This window comes from Bacillus sp. 2175, assembly GCF_057812155.1.
This window is the reverse complement of the sequence record NZ_JBSZSU010000011.1, coordinates 72,895-90,644: the sequence shown is the minus strand read 5'-3', so window position 1 is coordinate 90,644 and position 17,750 is coordinate 72,895. Positions and strand designations below refer to the sequence as shown.

Annotated in this window: 13 protein-coding genes and 4 pseudogenes; 10 read left to right on the top strand and 7 right to left on the bottom strand. The window is 33.1% G+C overall.

Features of this window, described 5'->3' with window-relative positions:
- Window positions 1-168: 168 nt before the first annotated feature.
- Window positions 169-576 (bottom strand): DoxX family protein, encoded by a 408-nt coding sequence (locus ACXKY9_RS30980; RefSeq protein WP_016090628.1) that lies wholly within the window; start codon window positions 574-576, stop codon window positions 169-171.
- Window positions 577-701: 125 nt separating this feature from the next.
- Window positions 702-1,463 (bottom strand): hypothetical protein, encoded by a 762-nt coding sequence (locus tag ACXKY9_RS30975; RefSeq protein ID WP_016090629.1) that lies wholly within the window; start codon window positions 1,461-1,463, stop codon window positions 702-704.
- A gap of 1,274 nt (window positions 1,464-2,737) precedes the next feature.
- Between ACXKY9_RS30975 and ACXKY9_RS30970 the strand changes: the two genes are divergently transcribed.
- Window positions 2,738-2,929 carry a hypothetical protein gene (locus ACXKY9_RS30970; protein ID WP_016090630.1) on the top strand — a complete coding sequence of 64 codons (192 nt, stop codon included), beginning with the start codon at window positions 2,738-2,740 and terminating at the stop codon, window positions 2,927-2,929.
- A 498-nt stretch (window positions 2,930-3,427) separates the two neighbouring features.
- Entirely contained in the window at window positions 3,428-3,550 is a 123-nt protein-coding gene (locus ACXKY9_RS30965) for a hypothetical protein (RefSeq protein WP_002063117.1), read from the top strand.
- 113 nt (window positions 3,551-3,663) lie between these two features.
- Here ACXKY9_RS30965 and ACXKY9_RS30960 read toward each other — a convergent pair whose 3' ends face one another.
- A complete protein-coding gene (locus tag ACXKY9_RS30960) occupies window positions 3,664-4,545 on the bottom strand; it encodes a DUF4046 domain-containing protein (RefSeq protein WP_228410197.1) in 882 nt (293 codons plus the stop codon).
- A gap of 40 nt (window positions 4,546-4,585) precedes the next feature.
- Between ACXKY9_RS30960 and istA the strand changes: the two genes are divergently transcribed.
- Both istA and istB read left to right on the top strand, forming a co-directional pair.
- On the top strand, window positions 4,586-5,881 hold the full coding sequence (gene istA / locus ACXKY9_RS30955; protein WP_000275580.1) for an IS21-like element IS232 family transposase: 1,296 nt from the start codon (window positions 4,586-4,588) through the stop codon (window positions 5,879-5,881).
- Window positions 5,871-6,623, top strand: a complete 753-nt coding sequence (gene istB, locus ACXKY9_RS30950; RefSeq protein ID WP_000798699.1) for an IS21-like element IS232 family helper ATPase IstB — start codon at window positions 5,871-5,873, stop codon at window positions 6,621-6,623. The genes istA and istB overlap by 11 nt, the downstream gene beginning before the upstream one ends.
- Before the next feature lie 54 nt (window positions 6,624-6,677).
- On the opposite strand, the pseudogene ACXKY9_RS30945 reads toward istB, so the two are convergent.
- Window positions 6,678-6,938, bottom strand: a pseudogene (locus tag ACXKY9_RS30945) (DUF4046 domain-containing protein); the annotation flags it as partial.
- Between the two features lie 133 nt (window positions 6,939-7,071).
- Here ACXKY9_RS30945 and ACXKY9_RS30940 point away from each other — a divergent pair.
- Window positions 7,072-8,565 carry a peptide MFS transporter gene (locus ACXKY9_RS30940; protein WP_016090634.1) on the top strand — a complete coding sequence of 498 codons (1,494 nt, stop codon included), beginning with the start codon at window positions 7,072-7,074 and terminating at the stop codon, window positions 8,563-8,565.
- A gap of 655 nt (window positions 8,566-9,220) precedes the next feature.
- On the opposite strand, the gene ACXKY9_RS30935 is transcribed toward ACXKY9_RS30940, so the two are convergent.
- Entirely contained in the window at window positions 9,221-10,603 is a 1,383-nt protein-coding gene (locus ACXKY9_RS30935) for an alpha/beta hydrolase family protein (protein WP_016090635.1), read from the bottom strand.
- A 144-nt stretch (window positions 10,604-10,747) separates the two neighbouring features.
- Here ACXKY9_RS30935 and ACXKY9_RS30930 point away from each other — a divergent pair, with 144 nt between their 5' ends.
- A complete protein-coding gene (locus tag ACXKY9_RS30930; RefSeq protein WP_002101774.1) occupies window positions 10,748-10,894 on the top strand; it encodes a hypothetical protein in 147 nt (48 codons plus the stop codon).
- A 585-nt stretch (window positions 10,895-11,479) separates the two neighbouring features.
- Here the strand turns inward: ACXKY9_RS30930 and ACXKY9_RS30925 are convergent.
- The gene (locus tag ACXKY9_RS30925) at window positions 11,480-11,650 is read right to left on the bottom strand and encodes a hypothetical protein (RefSeq protein ID WP_000204756.1); all 171 of its coding nucleotides are present in this window, start codon (window positions 11,648-11,650) and stop codon (window positions 11,480-11,482) included.
- A 949-nt stretch (window positions 11,651-12,599) separates the two neighbouring features.
- On the opposite strand from ACXKY9_RS30925, the gene ACXKY9_RS30920 reads away from it, so the two are divergent.
- From ACXKY9_RS30920 to xerS, 4 genes and pseudogenes are all read left to right on the top strand, one after another.
- The gene (locus ACXKY9_RS30920) at window positions 12,600-13,148 is read left to right on the top strand and encodes a GNAT family N-acetyltransferase (protein ID WP_016090636.1); all 549 of its coding nucleotides are present in this window, start codon (window positions 12,600-12,602) and stop codon (window positions 13,146-13,148) included.
- A gap of 810 nt (window positions 13,149-13,958) precedes the next feature.
- A pseudogene (locus ACXKY9_RS30915) lies at window positions 13,959-14,048 on the top strand (GNAT family N-acetyltransferase); the annotation flags it as partial.
- A gap of 22 nt (window positions 14,049-14,070) precedes the next feature.
- Window positions 14,071-14,319 (top strand): annotated as a pseudogene (locus tag ACXKY9_RS30910) (M15 family metallopeptidase); the annotation flags it as partial.
- Window positions 14,320-15,467: 1,148 nt separating this feature from the next.
- Complete coding sequence (gene xerS / locus ACXKY9_RS30905) at window positions 15,468-16,544, top strand: tyrosine recombinase XerS (RefSeq protein WP_000386619.1); 1,077 nt, start codon at window positions 15,468-15,470, stop codon at window positions 16,542-16,544.
- Between the two features lie 524 nt (window positions 16,545-17,068).
- Here xerS and ACXKY9_RS30900 read toward each other — a convergent pair.
- A pseudogene (locus ACXKY9_RS30900) lies at window positions 17,069-17,665 on the bottom strand (IS6 family transposase); the annotation flags it as partial.
- Window positions 17,666-17,750: the final 85 nt, after the last annotated feature.

Below are 17,750 nucleotides of genomic sequence, written 5' to 3'. Positions count from 1 at the left end.
TCTTTTATACAATAATTTAAAAATAAATTATAAATCCCTTATATTTTGAAAAAACTTTTTCAAAATATAAGGGATTCTTTTTACTTTTTTCGGATCTAAATTGAGTAATTCATATAAATAAGCTTCTTCACAAAATAAAGATTTACGTGTTGAGGAGAAACTTTATGTTTATAGAGTTTGTTGTTGTTTATTATTACGATTCGATAGGAATTTATCTAATGAAATAGATTGGCTGTTATTTACTACAAAAAATAAAGAAACAGCCAATAATAATAAATCAAATTCATACCCTCCTATAAATCCTTGATCAAATTTCACAGTAATAATGGCACCGGCTATAAGTAAAGAAAATAAGGTTGAAATAATTCGTGTACCAAGCCCCAGAATAACTAAAATTCCACCCACTAGTTCAAGAATTGCTACTGGATATGCAAGCCAATCGAATATTCCTAGGCTGTTGAAGAAATTTTCTGTATTATGAATACCATCTTGAAATTTTATGAGTCCATGTGCAAAAAAAGTTAACCCTAATACTAATCTAATAATGAAAAAACTTAACTCATTTTTGTTTGACAATTGATTTTCCCCCATTCAATGATTTTGAAGTACTGTTAGCCATAGATTTTTCATTTTCCTTATTCTAATGATCTATATATGATATAGAATCAAAAAACAGTATATTTTTTTGCTTTGCAACTTTACTACTTGATCACTTTTTGTTTATAGGAATAAGGTTCTATCCCTTTAATATTTATTTCAATATCCTGAATTGCTGTATTGTTAATGGATCCTTCAATTATTCCAAACGTTTTATTTAGGATGTGACCGGCGCTTTTAAACCCAACATAATGTCCACGAACCATACGTGGAAAACATGCACCAAACATGCCTTGTACTGTTATAATTGATTGGAAATGTAGAACCTCAGTAATTAATGTTCCTATCATTGCAATTTTCATTTTACTATTTGGAGGTACTTTAATAGAATGTTCAATTGAAGGAGAGGTATGAATTGATTTTGAATTACTTTCTCCTGCAAAAGTTGAAATATTAAATTCATTACCCGATTGAAATTTACCTGCAATAATAAGATCTGATTTTAAAGTTAAACCTGTAATAGATTTCGAACTCCAAGATTGTATATTGACCCATTGTTCTTTTATTATCACTACAATCTCTTTTTCTTCATTATTAGGATTATATACAAATTGTTCCTTTAGGGTTATTTCATTTATTGAAGGTTCTTCAAGATCTCGAAATATAAAAGGGCCCAGCATTTTATAACAAGCATGACCATAACGTTCAGTAATAGCAGGCTTATTATGAATTGGAAACGTCTCATTATTTAATGCAATTTCGTCAGGAAGTATTCCATAAAGATCTTTAAACGCATCCATTATGGAGTCTGTAGTTGAATCTAATGAATCTAGATCTGAAAAAGATAATTTTTCTTGTATAATCATATTAATGCTCCTTACCTACTTGTGTATTTTATTCGTTTGATCGTGGTCAAAAGACAATTAAAATATGAAGAAGAGATAAACTAATAGTTTGACAGATAGAATAATTAATAACTTTTGAGAATAAATTCCATTTTATGCTGTGGTATTCCTATCAATTAATACTCATTAGAAATTTATAAAGATTTGATTGAATTTTAGGAAAATAGAGGTTATTATTGAAAATCTAACTAAGGATAAAGTTATTGAACGCATCAATAAACGGATTATTAAGGATGGAAAATAACGGATAAATAGCAGAGAAATGAATATGAACGGAAGAAAATCTTGTGGCTCACAAAGAATTTAAGAGCTAGAGATATAAATAACAGCACAGATAAGGTTGAAGAAATCTACAAAAGGCTTTATCAATTCTAGCTAAATGATAAAAGCCCTGCAGGGGATGCAGGGCAAGACTAAGGGTATTGAAGAATTGTCGATTCTAAAAGTAAAGGACTTCTTGGAATGTTTTAAGTTTAACACATAATATATTAAAACGTTATATAAAGATGTTACAGAAATATGAATATAAAAAAACTCTCATAAATATTATGAAAAAGTTGAGAATCTATAGAAGCTATAAGGGATTATGTTTGCAATGGTGTCTTTATAGAGTTAATAGGGCAGGCTTTTGTTTGTCTTAGTATTCGGGAATCTAGTAGAATTCCCGAATACTAAGACAGGTTCCTGGGTATTACGAAGCATAAAAGCATCAAAAAAGCCCGTACAGAAGCACAGGCCGGTTGATACACATATCGGTAACTAAATATTAACAGAAATAGTTAGTAAGTACTATTGAAAAAATAAAAAACTGTTTTCCTCCTAAGACGTTTTGAAGAAAACACATATAATAAAGCACTTATATTATACCAAATGTTTTCTCCTAATTAATATATAGTATATATTAATCATCCAGCAGAGGTGCTTTTTACTTCTTTTATAGAATTTACACATTAAACATATATGTATACGCATTGCATTGTTACTACACGCTCAGGAATAGTAATAAAAAGATGATACCAATAAAACTGTATAAAAACAAAAAGAATCCTAATAGGGGTAATTCTTTATGAAAGTTGAGCATGACAAACCTCCTTGGATATATAGAATATTTTAATATATTGTTGGTCTATTTAAAAAGAAAAACATAACTTGGTACATTGGATTAGAGGATATCCATATGAATAGGTAGAATCTAATTATCTGGTTCACATTTTAAACCAAGGGGTACAAATTCGATGCGACGTGAAAAGGATTTGTTGAAACAATGGAAGGCGGATTTGCAAGCTATCCAAGAAGAGAAAAGGCTGAAGAAGAAGTCTAAGAAAAAGAATAAGAAATATAGCATTCCTGGTAATACAGCTGACTTCATGAATGGAAAGAATACTTTTCGTAAAGAGAATAGGGTATGGAAGCAAAGAAATAAATAATGTGAGGATAAATGATTTTGATTAAATGTATAGGAATTATAGTAGGCGCTGCCTTGATTTTGGCGACGTCTTATTTGTTGTTAAGGAAAGATAACAAAACAAATAAATACAAGGTGAAAGGATATTAACGAAAAAGCCAAATTAGTAGGAAGTAAATTTAAAAAGTCCTGTCTTTTGACAGGACTTTCAAAAAGGGAACAACAGTTAACAATTGAAGGTACCTTTATATTACCATTACTGGTAATATAATTCCATGTGTTATGTGTTGAGAAATAATCTTCTATAAGATGAAAAAAAGTAACCAATGAAGTTAAGTAACGCATTGATGTAAAAATGACATTTGGACCTGTAAGTAATGGATATGAAACATATAGTTATGGTCGAGAAAATGAACAGTTCATAAGCTAGAAATTTTAGCTTGCATATAGTATATGTTGTAAAGAAAGGGTGGGGATGAAGTATGGAACGACCGAACTGGGGCATCGGGGGATAGTATTCGTGGGCTGTACGTTTCTTGGCGCGGGAGTGGGATCTATGTTTGGGGGCGCCAAAACTGGGTGGATGATAGGGATGGGCGCTGGGTTTCTTGGTATGGCTTTGACGAGATGGATTGGGAAATAATATAACAGGTTCACTTTCTTCGATAAATAAAGCGATAGGCACATAAGAATGTACTTACATAGGATTTCAAAAAGAGACACCAAAGGGCGTCTCTGCATACTTACATTTCCACTTTAATTATTACAATACCCTTTTAACATACCTTTAGAAAAACGATTTGGATATAAAGCAATAAGCATCCCGTAGGGGCTTCCTTTCCAATAGCGTTGTAAGGGTGTCCGTAATTTTTGATTTATGAGCCATCGTTGATTAAATACGTTTAATAGCTGTTTTTCATCCAGTTTTTCTTTCTCTTCAATGGTCCATCTTAATGCTTCTAGTGCTTTACATTTGGACCAATAGCCAACTGGTGTAACTTTAAATTCCCATTCTTTAAAGCGACCTGGATATAAGTCGTTTATCATTTTAAATGGACTATTTCCCCACATTAATTGACATGGAGACGCTAATCTGTGAGTCTTTAGCCACTTTATACTGTATACATCCAGTATTTGTTCGGGTGTTAATTTTTCTTTTTCTTCAATGGTCCATTTCAATGCTTCTAATGCTTTTTCTTTTGTCCAGAAGTTATTGGGCGTCATGAGAAATTCCCATTCTTTAAAACGACTAGGGTACAAATCGTTAATCATTGCAAACGGACTACTATTCCAGTACATAGCCAGAGGGGCACTAAGTTTGTTTTTCTCCAACCATTTTTTGCCGTATACGCGTAAGAGCTTTTCGTTCGATAACCCTTTTTTTTCTTCAATCATCCATCTCAAAATCGTTAATGCCTTTTCTTTCGTCCAAAAATTTAAAGGAGTCATACCAAACTCCCATTCTTTAAACTCACTTGGGTATAAATCATTTATTGCTTTAAAAGGGCTATTTTCGTATCTATGTTTGAGTAATCCTCGTAATTTATACTTTACAAGTAATTGAGTGTTCCATTTTTTTCTGATGTCTATAAATGCTAACTTAAATATGTACATTAACGCTTGAATAAATATGTACATTTTCAATTGGATTCTCCATACTGACTCTGAGGTGGTTAGTATGTATATTAAGCTAGATATTCAAACAGAATTTGAGGTTAAAAGTCTTTCAGACTTACCAAATTTTAAAAAACTAATGGGGAACTTAAAAATGAAGATAAATAAAAGTCAATTAGCCAGAGAATTGAATGTGGATCGGCGTACCATAGATAAGTATTTGAATGGTTTTACACCAAAAGGGACAAAAAATAAAACATCGAAAATCGATACATATTATGAAGTGATTGCAGCTCTTTTATCTAGTGATTCTAAACAAATCTTCTACTACAAACGAGTGTTATGGCAGTATCTAACAGACAATCACGGTTTAAAATGTTCACAGTCTGCATTTCGTGCTTATATTAATAGAAAGCCTGAATTTAGAACATATTTTGATGAGGGGAAGCGTATTTTATCAGGTCATTCAGTGGGTGTCCGTTATGAGACACCTCCAGGAGAACAAGCTCAATTAGATTGGAAAGAAAGCATACGATTTGAAACCAAAAGTGGCGAAATCGTATATGTGAATGTAGCTGTACTTTTATTGTCCTACTCGAGATTTAAAGTTTTTCATTTGAATATTTCAAAATCACAAAGTGTTTTAATGTCATTTATGACAGAGGCATTTGAAATGTTTGGTGGTGTACCGAAGGTAATTGTCACGGATAATATGAAGACGGTAATGGATGAAGCTCGAACAGAACACTTTACAGGAACGATTAACAATAAGTTTGCCCAATTCGCTCAAGATTTTGGATTTAAGGTACAACCTTGTATCGCAGGGCGACCAAATACCAAAGGGAAAGTAGAAGCGCCAATGAAACTTCTAGACGAAATTCATGCTTATCAAGGAAGATTCACTTTTGAAGAATTACATGAATTTGTGCAAAAATTATGTGCAAGAATTAATCAAACATTTCATCAAGGGACTGGTAAGATTCCAGTGTTTGCCCTAAAACAGGAAAAGAATCTCCTACAACCACTCCCGAAGAGCGCGATAAGAGATTCCTATATGATTAAGCATAAACTTGTAAAAGTTAATACATCAGGCATGATATCTTACAAATCGAATCAATACTCAGTTCCAGCTGAATATCAAGGTAAAACCGTCGGTTTACAAGTATATGATAATCAAATATATGTTTATCATAACATGAAGTTAATTGTACAACATAAAATCAGCCAATCTAAGCTCAATTATAAAGAAGAACATTATAAAAAAGCATTGGCTAAGTCACTACCTAAATATCCGAACATTGACAATTTGGCGAAACAAAATTTATCAGTAATTGGTGAGGTATATAGAAATGAAGAATAGCTATCAACAATTAACAACAAACCTAGAGTATTTAAAATTAAAACAAATGGCACAACATTTAGGTGACGTAGTCGATTTTAGCATTAATAATGAATTATCCTTCGTAGAGACACTTGTTAAACTGACAAACTATGAGATTGATGTACGAGAACAAAATATGATTCATTCTATGGTGAAAATGGGCGCATTTCCTCATAGAAAGGAGGTTGATGAGTTTGATTTCGAATTCCAGCCGAGTATTAATAAACAACAAATCTTAGATTTTATTTCTCTACGTTTCTTAGAGCAACAAGAAAACATAGTATTTTTAGGACCTAGTGGTGTTGGTAAGACCCATTTGGCCACGTCTATTGGTATAGCAGCAGCTAAAAAGCGAACAAGTACTTATTTTATTAAATGTCATGATTTACTTCAAAATTTAAAACGTGCCAAGATTGAGAATCGCCTAGAATCTCGTTTAAAGCACTATACAAAATACAAATTACTTATTATTGATGAAATTGGGTACTTGCCTATTGATCCGGAGGATGCAAAATTATTCTTTCAATTAATCGATATGCGTTATGAAAAGCGTAGTACCATCCTAACGACCAATATCAACTTCAAGTCTTGGGACGAAGTATTCCAGGACCCTAAACTCGCCAATGCCATACTAGATCGTGTCTTACATCATGCCACGGTGGTCAGTATTGTAGGACAATCCTATCGAATTAAAGATCATTTTAGCAAAGAAAATGATTGATTTTGTACATGCTTAAACAAGCGAAAATGTACATGTTTATCTTGACATTTACATGATGTCTTCCTTATCCCATTTTAAGATACTGTGTAATAAATATGTGATTACTCTGCGGGCGAGTTTATTATCCAAATCTTCTTTCCAAGTATTTGGAGGGAATCGTTTCCTTTTGCCATCCAATATTTCTTGATAAATTTCTTCTATCGTAACTGCTTTCATTGCCAATATATAAATCCTCCTATATTTGTATTTATATTTGTACAATATCACTATCAGAATTATTATATATATATTATATAATTTACATAAAATTATCATCGAAAACAACACATAAATTAGTTTTTTCTCAAAAATCTAATTATTACACAAATAAAAATTTATTTAAATTTTCTATTTTTTGGTATATACTTAAAAATGAATTATTATATTTGTATATTAGGAGTGTATTTGTATGGAGAAGCTTAACAAAAGCGATATCATTCGCACCGTTCCACAAAATGGTTTCTTTGGACATCCAAAAGGGCTATTTACCCTATTCTTTACAGAATTTTGGGAGCGATTTTCTTACTATGGAATGAGAGCAATATTACTTTACTATATGTACTATTCCATTTCTAAAGGTGGCTTAGGGATGGATCACGCCACAGCTGCATCCATTATGGCTATCTATGGTTCGTTAGTTTACATGTCTGGCATTATTGGTGGGTGGATTGCTGACCGCCTATTAGGTTCAAGTAGAACAATATTTTGGGGTGGCGTTTTAATAATGATTGGTCATCTCATCTTAGCTCTACCAGGCACGGTTAGTACATTATTTATCTCAATGGTATTTTTAATACTTGGAACAGGGTTATTAAAACCGAATGTATCTAGTATTGTTGGTGATTTATATAGCGAAACAGACACTAGACGTGACTCAGGTTTCAGTATTTTCTATATGGGTATTAATTTAGGGGCTCTATTATCTCCGTTTGTGATTGGAACACTCGGTCAAAAGTATAACTTTCACTTAGGTTTTGGTGTGGCTGCAATTGGTATGTTATTTGGATTAATTATGTATGTTCTTACGAAAAAGAAAAATCTAGGATTAGCAGGAACGCAAGTACCAAATCCTTTAACAGACAAGGAAAGAAAAAAGGTCCTTATACAGTTTAGTATTGGTATTATCGCAATTGCACTAGTTGGTGTGTTAACAATTCCAACAGGTATTTTAACGATTGATCGATTTACTTTACTTGTAAGTATCTTAGGTATTCTAATTCCAACAGGCTACTTTGTCTTTATGTACCGTAGTCCAAAGACGACAGAAGTTGAAAAATCTCGCTTAATTGCTTACATACCACTATTTATCGCTGCTACAATGTTTTGGGCGATTCAAGAGCAGGGAGCAATCATCTTAGCTAGTTATGCTGATCAACGTACGCAGTTAAACTTTGCAGGATTGGAGGTTCAGTCTTCATGGTTCCAATCTTTAAACCCTATTTATATTGTTTTACTAGCACCAGTATTTGCTTGGCTTTGGGTAAAGCTGAATTCACGCCAACCAAGTACAGCAAATAAATTTGCTATCGGTTTATTATTTGCTGGTTTATCATTCTTAGTGATGATTATTCCTGCATATATCCATGGTACCGAATCCCTTGTTAGCCCAATTTGGTTAGTCATTAGTTTTCTTCTAGTCGTAATCGGGGAACTTTGTTTATCACCTGTAGGTTTATCTATTACTACAAAACTAGCTCCAGCAGCGTTCTCTGCTCAAACAATGAGTCTATGGTTCTTAACCAGTGCATCTGCACAAGCTATCAATGCGCAGCTTGTTCGATTATATAATCCTGAAACAGAGATTATTTATTTCGGTGTAATTGGCGGAGTATCCATTGTTTTAAGTGTTATTTTATATTTCATGGCTCCAAAGATTCAGGTACTTATGAAAGGGATTAAATAATAGAACTGTGCCAAAAACTTGTTACCATGCAGGTTTTTGTGCACAGTTTTTTTAGTGCTTTATCGTATGTAAAACTAGCTCCTTTTAAACGAAGAACTACAAAGGTAAATTGATCAGAAGTAAGTCATTTATCGATATGGATGATTAGGAGAAAGCATTTACGGTAACCCCAAGTCGAGAGTATTCCGATACTAATATAGTTTATACATCTAACCCTATTTAATAGGTTAGTGTTGAAAGATGGAACTCCCGCATTCGAAAATGATGTACATAAGTTTTCCAAATGGGCAGCTTATTTTTTGTTTTGGGGTTACTTCAATATCTAAGCTAAATGCCTATGGAGCAAAACTAAAAAAAGACGCCAAATGGCGCCCCCAACTTGGGTTAATGAGGTTTTAGTTTTCCAATCTAAAGAAATATCGTATCAGCTCACAAAGAGAGTATATCATAACATCCAAGAGAAATAATATGCATTCTTACATATCGAAATAAATTTTGTATTCTTGCACTGACGGACCAGGAATAGCAAGATATGAAGCATATAAGCGCTGTAAAAATATCAATTCATAGAAGCGATTAATTTCTGATATGACATGTTTTAATATCACAAAAGCCATCACGAAATGATGATTGCATGATGGCTTTTGTTGTTTTCTTATTTCTTTGTCTCATTGACCCATGTAACGATGTCCTGGATGACATACGCAGGAACATTGGAAGGGACTTCGTATTCACTAGGGTGACTGAATTCCCCGTTGCCCTCCGTGAAGATGTGATTCAATTTCGGATATTCTTTGAACTGAACATTACTGCGGCTTGAAAGCCCTTCTTGCCATCTCGTAAAATCGTCTTTTACAGTTACTTGATAATCACGTGCGCCTTGCAGAATCAGTAATAGCTCTTTTCGTGATTTCACTTCCTCAACTGGACGCCAACGAGTCACATCATACATGAAATGTGGAGAAGGATAATTATAACCAGCTGGTGGGTGATTTGGATCAAAAGTAGGATCCTTAATATAAGCGAATTGTTTTTTTAGTTCATTAATAAAATCCTTAGGTGCCCCGAGGTACTGATACTGATCAAGGAGCATGTCAGTAAAAGGACGTGCAGGAGGTGCCATTAAAATACTTCCTCTTACAAGAGATGAAGGTGCTTTGCTTAGTATACGCGGCATGGTCCCAGCTCCTTGGCTATGTCCGAGAATGAAAATGTTACCTGGGTCAATACCTTCCTGCTGCGCTGCTAATTTCGCTGCATATATGGCATCATCTGTAGTATCTTGGTCTAATGTAGCAGGTTCTGCACTCATTTTAAAACCGTGTTCTAAGGAACGTTTCTCGTAACGTAACACTGCGATACCGCTTGATGAAAGACCGGCTGCAAGGTCTCTAAAGATTTTAGCTCCCATAATTGTACTGTCACGATCTTGCGGACCCGAACCGTGAACAAGAACAACAACAGGCACTTTTTCGCCAGGTTTATGTTTTGGAACCGTTAATGTGGCTGGTAACGGGTATGTAGTATTTCCAATTACGATTTCACGTTCTTGGTAGGAATCAGGTTGGTCATAACTAGGATGCGGGATGGTATAAGATTTCTGTTGCATCGTCCTTACGCCAACTTCATCAACTTTGCCGCCAGGCGTGAATTTAAGGAGTAGTGGAATAGTAGTTCCTTCGATAGCTCCTGGAATTTCAACCGTTTGATGGACTAAGTTTCGTTCTTTAATAACAGGTGTTCCCATGCTTGTAATCCTGCTCCCGCCACTTTGTGTCCACCAGTTTTGTAATATGTTTGCCGTAAACTTGGATTGAAAAGCAGCAGACGTCAACTGAAGTGCTTCTGCATATTTACCTTGCTGGAGATAGTCAAAAAATAATGACGTACGCTCCGTTAAAGAGACTTGTTTCTTTTCTGCAGTTTGTGCCCCTTGTGTATCCGCATGAATGGTTGTTGTAAGCGGAAAAGAAGAAATACCTAAAAAAAAGAGTAGGGTAAAAGAAAGTGCTGATTTTTGTAACTTCTTTTTTTTCATCCTGTTTAACCTCCAAAATGTAATGGTATGAAATGGGGATGGTAATTAGTGGAATGATTCCCTATTGGGGTTTCGGTATATGTATGGGTGAATCCTGCATACATATCATAAAAAGTCCGTATGAAAGAGTAGAAGAGTCCAGCAATGGATGTTTTTCATGTTACAACGGATAAGGTAGAAGTTCAAATGCAGTTTAAAGATGCTGGGAGTGGAACGGTGGAATGGATTATGTGCGACTGGAACACAGGTCAACCGTTATATCAAAGTGATAAATGGAATGCTTATAGCTAATTACAATTTATAATTATCACATAGGGAATAGATACTAGATAAAAAGAATTAACACTCAAATAATTTCAAAGTAGTATATTGATTTTAGGCAGGAAACATTCAATACGCATACTTGGGAGAGTCGACATATGGACTTAGAATTAAAGGTAAAGAGGAAATAAATACATACTACAAAAACTACATAATGATGAATATCCGTACGACTGGAAACTGGGTCGTATAGAGAATGGGGATAAGTTTCGTAGAGAAGGTGAAGTGAAAATAGGATCTAGTTTAATAGAGTAAATGCACGAGCAGGAGTTGCTTGGTACATTACACAGGTAGTCTTCATATAGAATGGAATTTTATGTACCGATTACTTTAGGAAAGCATTCTGTATGCAATTCAAACAAATGCAAATCAAATCATGCATTTACAGATACAAAAAAGGAGCTGTTAGTAAAGCTAACTGCTCCAGGTCAAGGAATCTCCAAGGGGAAAAGAGAAAGACTAAGGACTTTAAATGAGTTTTGGCTAATGCCTATCCGTATTATTGACGGAATAATGAGTTTTATTCATTCGTAACGAAATTAATGTGTAAGTATGTTACAAGAATAGTCCAATACCTATCCATGCAACTCCTAATATAGACAATGATTCGATAATAATTAAACGTTTAGCCTCATCTTGTTTTGGTGTAGTTAGTTTCTTAATTAGAGAGAATAGTCCACTTATTCCGCACAAAGTAAGAGCTAATAGTAGTAAAGTACTTGTCATCCTGATCACTCCTAGTATTTGGATATTCTTATTGTATACCAAGCTACAGACTAAAAAATAGTAATGTTATTGTATCTTTTCTATGAAGCATGTACAGTGTGACGTGAATCTTCAATGGATAGAGGTCGTGTAAGGTAACCTTCAGTATTAGAAGTATGAATATTGCGTGAAAGGAATGCAGACTGTTGAAAATATAAAAAACGTATAGTACAATAAGGGTGTAAGCTAGATTATAACGAACAAGAAGTCGGGTGGTTCTGATTCTCGTTCTATTGATAGGTCGTAAGCTTTTTGAAAAGTCTTGGTTTGGTCACCAAGGCTTTTTTTCGTACGCAGACAGGAATAAAAGCACTGCATGTCGCAATACTATATAGAGTAGTAAGCTGGGTTTCAACGTCTTTGCACTTCAAAATGATACTGCATTGGTCGTGTGCAATGAAAGTATGGTCAGTACTTCACCTTGGAACCCAATCATAACTACAAACTGGTCTTAGTGTCGCTACTTATAGCGGCACTTTTTTATTTAAGAAGATGTCTTACATATTCAGTTATACCCTTACCTATTTCACTTTTGGTAAAAAAGTAATGTATATTTCTAAGGAAACTGAATGCTGTAACGATTGTGCCAAAAGAAAAAAGACGCTTACGTTTCTTTTCTCTCTCTGAACGTTTACGGGTGGTTCTAGTATTCTCCACGTTCTATTGTCACCTCCTCTAAAAAGAGAAGGGCAAAGACGGCACGTATTCAGTGTACAGTGTTTGACAAATCTCTACAAGAACTTATTTTCTGGTATGGAACATTCAAATATGTAGGATCAATTTCGAGTAAGATGTTTGAAGAAACGTACAAAGGTTATATGTACTGATTCTCTTTTACTAGATAAATAGTATCAGTGGATTTACGATTTTTTTCATGTTGTAATTAAGATAAGTTAATGGAGGGAATTAGATGGTTCATAACATAATACATAATAGATTTAAACTACGAGAAATCGAAGAAAATGATTGGAAGGATATACATATATACACATCAAAGTCCATTGTGTGCCGATACCAAGCATGGGGCCCTAATTCGGAAACGGAAACAAAAGAATTTGTAAACCAAGTTCTTCAAGATGCAAGTAAGGTCCCGAGAAGTCGATTTTCTTTTGCATTGGTTGAATTGGATTACGAAAGAGTGGTAGGGGCAGGTGAGATTAAGATTCGAGATTTTACTAATAGGGAGGGAAAAATAGGGTATAACATAAATCCAGATTATTGGGGAATGGGACTTGCAACGGAAGTAGCAAGGTTGCTGATTATATTTGGATTTGAGGAATTAAATCTTCATCGTATTTTTGCGACTTGCGATCCAAGAAATATAGGTTCGAAAAAAGTGTTAGAAAAAAATGAAATGACGAAAGAGGGAAGGATTCGTGAGTGTATATTATTAAAAGATGGCTGGCGTGATTCCCTTCTATACAGTATTTTGGAACAAGAATGGAAAGAAATGAACTAATAAGTGTATCCTTTGCGTAAAAGTACTGCGTGTAATTGGGCTATTTAGAGGAATTAAACTATAAAAGAATAAAATCTATATTCTTTATGAGTGCATAGAAAAAAGTGAGGGAGAACCTCACTTTAATTTTTCGTTATTTTCTTCTTCCGCTGGTACTTCTCGAATGATTTTCTAAGCGGCAGCACGTATTTTTCTTTTGTCATCGTTTGTACTCCTTGCATAATATCTTAAGAATGTAGAATGTACAATACATGTAACTTTCTATTTATTATTTGAATTCGGTACTGAAAATTCTAGCCTATCTAATATGTAAAATATGATTTCTAGCAATATAGTAGATAGGCTAGTGAAAATCAAAACAGCATGAGATGACATAACCACGAACGTAATATGTAAATCGAATAGCCCAAAATACTCTACATAGAATGTTAGAAAAGTAGAGACCATCGACAAATTACATCAAAAAATATAATCAAAAGCAATGTAAGTTTGAGGTAAAGATTTACTCAATAAAAAATAGAGATGCATGAAAGGCGTGGGAACTAATAAATTATTACTAATAGATAGAAGGCATTGAGCTCAAATTAAATAACTTTATTGTTGATTTTTGAGTACAAGCACATTGATGCAATAGTAATTTAAGAGCTGCGATTGTAGCTCTTTTTCTTATGTAGCTAACGGTGCAGTTAGTGGAAGAAGGATTTTAATTTAATATGATGAAATATGTAATCTTCTAGGTGAAATCTAAGAAGGAGGTTTAATTACTATAAAAAATGATTTGTAGAACGAATGTAAGGGAGGAAAGCTAACTTGGAAATCACAACAGAAAGATTAATTGTTAGACTTTTTAAGAGTACTGATTTACAGGATGTATTTGCTATTTATAATAATGATGATACCTAAAGAAATACAACGATATATGTTACCTATAGATGTTTCTTCTAAAAGTGCAAACAATGAACTAGAGCTAGCCTTTGCAAATACGAAGGAAGGAAAATGGTTGAGGGATAACACACAGCGAGCAGGGTTTATCATTCGTTACTCAAAAGGTAAGGACAGTATAACAGGTTATGCATATGAACCTTGGCATATTCGTTATGTAGGAGATATCGCTGAGAGTATATATCAAGAAAAGCTAACTTTAGAAGAATATATGAATCTAAAAAAATAAAGAATTGATTTAGCATATATCATGATGAATGCGGATGTACGGATTTGCACTTACATGAAGCAGAAAGCATACAGAATGAGGATACACCGAGTGGTAAAGTAGGGGAGGAATTTGACTTGAAAAATGGCTATATAAAGGGATTTACAATAAATTACTTTTAAACAGTTTACATAACATATCTAATAGGGATTTATAAAAAACAAGTGAATAAATCTCAAAATGAAAAGAATACTTATATCATTGAGACAGAAAGAAAAATTTAGTAGTTACATTTTGAAATCTGCATTTAAATAATATTTAGCGGAACGCTTAGCTAAACCGACTACAATAAAAAGAATTAAAGGAAATGCTCTATTTCGACATCACAACAATTAAATTTTGAAAAATACACCAACTATTTAGTTTTAAGGAGTTAAAGCAAACTGTTTTGCATTAAAATGTTATATATTGGATAAGTTCTATAAGCAAGCATTTAATCAATATTAATATGTATAGCTGACTGTACCCGAAACTAAAAGACATTAATACTGATGAAAAGTAAGGTATATGATAGCTTTATAAAAGGGTGGAAAAATAAACACTCACAACTTCGCACGAAATACCAATTTTACGAACAATAAGATAGTTAAATAAAAATCTAATACAGTATTTAGGTATTTTAAGCTCGTTAGCATGAATTTCTTTATATTTGTATGTGCCTATATAATTCATGCTTTATATAGAAATCATTAAATGCTAAGTTAGTCATTAATATTTTTTATAGTAAATTACATTTTAATTTATAAGATTTTTTCTTAAGTTCATCTAATTAACCCCTCATAATCATGCTTAAATTAACCAATTCATGTTAAATAACGAATTTTAAACTGTTTTTATATATTAATTTTTTGTATGAATTTATATATAAAAATTGTTTTATTTTACATGCATTTATATGTAATTTTTGCACTGAATTTTATGGTCTTATACAAATTTATCACATAGTTAGCTATAATTTTCATTTGACTAACTACACTGTACCATTCAGTTTTGAACATATTTTAGTATTTCATAATTTAATTATGTAAATAAGTTTGTGTAAAAATTGAATTTAACGCGAACTTGTGTTCGCCTCTTTTTTCTGTTATATTATATATGAGGTGATTTTTATGGACTACAGCAAACAACGTCAAAAATCCGTACATCGTAAAAAATTATACGAAAATCTTAATGAAATGCCCTTTTACATAGAAGAATTTGTGGAGTACAAAGAATTGCATGATGCCTCTCCCTCCACCCTACTGAATTATGTATATGATTTTAGAGTCTTCTTTAATTGGCTATTATCTGAACAAGTTATTGAATTAAAACCCATTAAAGACATATCCTTCGCTGATTTGGAGAATTTAAAGAAAAAAGATGTTGAGAACTTTATGAGATTTCTAAAACTACAACAGAATATGCAGAATTCTTCTGTTAACAGGAAAATTTCAGCCTTAAAATCTTTATTTAAATACCTTACCTCCCTATCAGAGAACGAAGATGGAGAATGTTATTTTTATAGAAATGTAATGGCTAAAATCGAAATTCATAAAGATAAAGAAACATTAAATGCCCGTGCAAAACGTATGAGATCTAAAATATTTCATAATAATGATGATCAAGAGTTTTTAAATTATGTTAAGTATGAGCATGAAAAATCTTTAACAAAACATCAGTTGTTCTATTTCCTAAGAGATAAAGATCGCGACGTAGCAATCCTCTCTCTTTTTCTTGGCAGTGGCATTCGTGTAAGTGAATTGGCGGATCTTCGCATGGAAGATATAAACTTAAAAGAAAGACTCATTGATGTAATCCGAAAAGGAAACAAAGAAGATTCTGTATGGATTACCCCAATTGCATTAAATGATCTTGAAAAATATATGGAAATTCGAGATAACAAATACGCTCCAGGGAAAGAATTAAAAAATGTGTTTCTATCAAAATATAAACATACTGCACAGCCTCTTTCAGTTAGGGCTATCCAAGATATAGTAGAAAAATATACTAAGGCTTATGGAAAAAGAATGTCTCCTCATAAATTAAGACATACATTGGCAAATAAATTATATATGGAAGAGAAAGACTCATTACAAGTCATGCAGCAACTTGGACATACGAGTCAAGATACAGCTTTGCTATATACACAACTTGGGGAAACAACTATTAAAGATAGTTTAGGCAGAATAGGAAAGAATAAGGAATAAAAGTTCAGCAATTTTACATTGTTGAACTTTTATCTTTTTACATACTTAAGATTTAAACGCTATTTATTATTCTTTTTAAATTTGATTTTATTATGTAAAAAATACATAATTTAAATCCTTCTATAATTGGTATATACATACTCTCTCTTGATGGATATACATGAAAATTTTAGATTCCTACAATTGTTGGTTACGTTAAACTCGAATTTAATGTGAAATTGTTTTCTTTGTTATCAACAGCTTCTCTAGACTTTATATGGACCTCTTATTTCCCCTCTACTCTTTCAATATAAAATACAAACTTAAAATTAGATTACGAATAACTCTTTTATTACTATTTATATTTATAACTTGTGTAGAGCAAATTTAAGTAAAGAATCCAGAGGCAATAATTTTGGTTCTGATGCAAAAACACTTTACTACAACCATAGAACTGCAATATCCTGTTAACAGGGAGATTAAACAGCTAATCCAAACAATCTATGAATGAATTCAGCTTCACTTCGGGCAGATTTCACCCTTTAGTGAAGTTGCCCTTTTTTCATCATATGCATAGCTTCGATGTCACTTAAAATTAAAGTAGCTGTACGAAGTGAATTCAATCCTAACATAGAACGAACTCGCTTCTTGATAAAACGATGATCTTGTTCCACTATGTTATTCCAGTATTTCTGTTGTCTAAGTTGCATACTGTCAGGTATGCTTTTCGCCTTTTTCAATTGTTCAATTGCTATAGGATAAGCTGGATTCTTATCCACCGTAATGACGCGAGGTTTAGAAACATGAAAAGACCGCAAAGCTTTCTTGAAGAAGCGCTTTGCAGCCTTTGTGTCTCTTGTTTCACTGAGATAAAAATCAATCGTGCTTCCTTTGGAATACACTGCACGATATAGATACATCCATTGACCTTTTATTTTGATATATGTTTCATCGACTTTCCATGAGTCATTTATTGTCTTAAGATGACGCCGTACTCTTTCATCTAATTCCGGTCCATATTGATGAACCCAACGCATAATCGTTGTGTGAGCCATCGATAAACCGCACTTTTCCATCCTTTCCACTACATTACGAAAACTCAAGTTGTACCGCAGGTACCATCTCACTGTTAACAAAATAATGTTTGGTTGATAATGCTTCCATTTGAAAAAACTTTTCCTTTTCCATCCGAATCACACACCCTTTCTAGAGTAATAGTATCAGTAT

Bases quoted from the DNA above. Each gene is read 5' to 3' on its own strand.
- ACXKY9_RS30975 (WP_016090629.1), bottom strand. From the start codon at position 1,463: ATGATTATACAAGAAAAATTATCTTTTTCAGATCTAGATTCATTAGAT.
- ACXKY9_RS30970 (WP_016090630.1), top strand. From the start codon at position 2,738: ATGCGACGTGAAAAGGATTTGTTGAAACAATGGAAGGCGGATTTGCAA.
- ACXKY9_RS30960 (WP_228410197.1), bottom strand. From the start codon at position 4,545: ATGTACATATTTATTCAAGCGTTAATGTACATATTTAAGTTAGCATTT.
- istA (WP_000275580.1), top strand. From the start codon at position 4,586: ATGTATATTAAGCTAGATATTCAAACAGAATTTGAGGTTAAAAGTCTT.
- istB (WP_000798699.1), top strand. From the start codon at position 5,871: ATGAAGAATAGCTATCAACAATTAACAACAAACCTAGAGTATTTAAAA.
- ACXKY9_RS30940 (WP_016090634.1), top strand. From the start codon at position 7,072: ATGGAGAAGCTTAACAAAAGCGATATCATTCGCACCGTTCCACAAAAT.
- ACXKY9_RS30935 (WP_016090635.1), bottom strand. From the start codon at position 10,603: ATGAAAAAAAAGAAGTTACAAAAATCAGCACTTTCTTTTACCCTACTC.
- ACXKY9_RS30930 (WP_002101774.1), top strand. From the start codon at position 10,748: ATGGATGTTTTTCATGTTACAACGGATAAGGTAGAAGTTCAAATGCAG.
- ACXKY9_RS30925 (WP_000204756.1), bottom strand. From the start codon at position 11,650: ATGACAAGTACTTTACTACTATTAGCTCTTACTTTGTGCGGAATAAGT.
- ACXKY9_RS30920 (WP_016090636.1), top strand. From the start codon at position 12,600: ATGGTTCATAACATAATACATAATAGATTTAAACTACGAGAAATCGAA.
- xerS (WP_000386619.1), top strand. From the start codon at position 15,468: ATGGACTACAGCAAACAACGTCAAAAATCCGTACATCGTAAAAAATTA.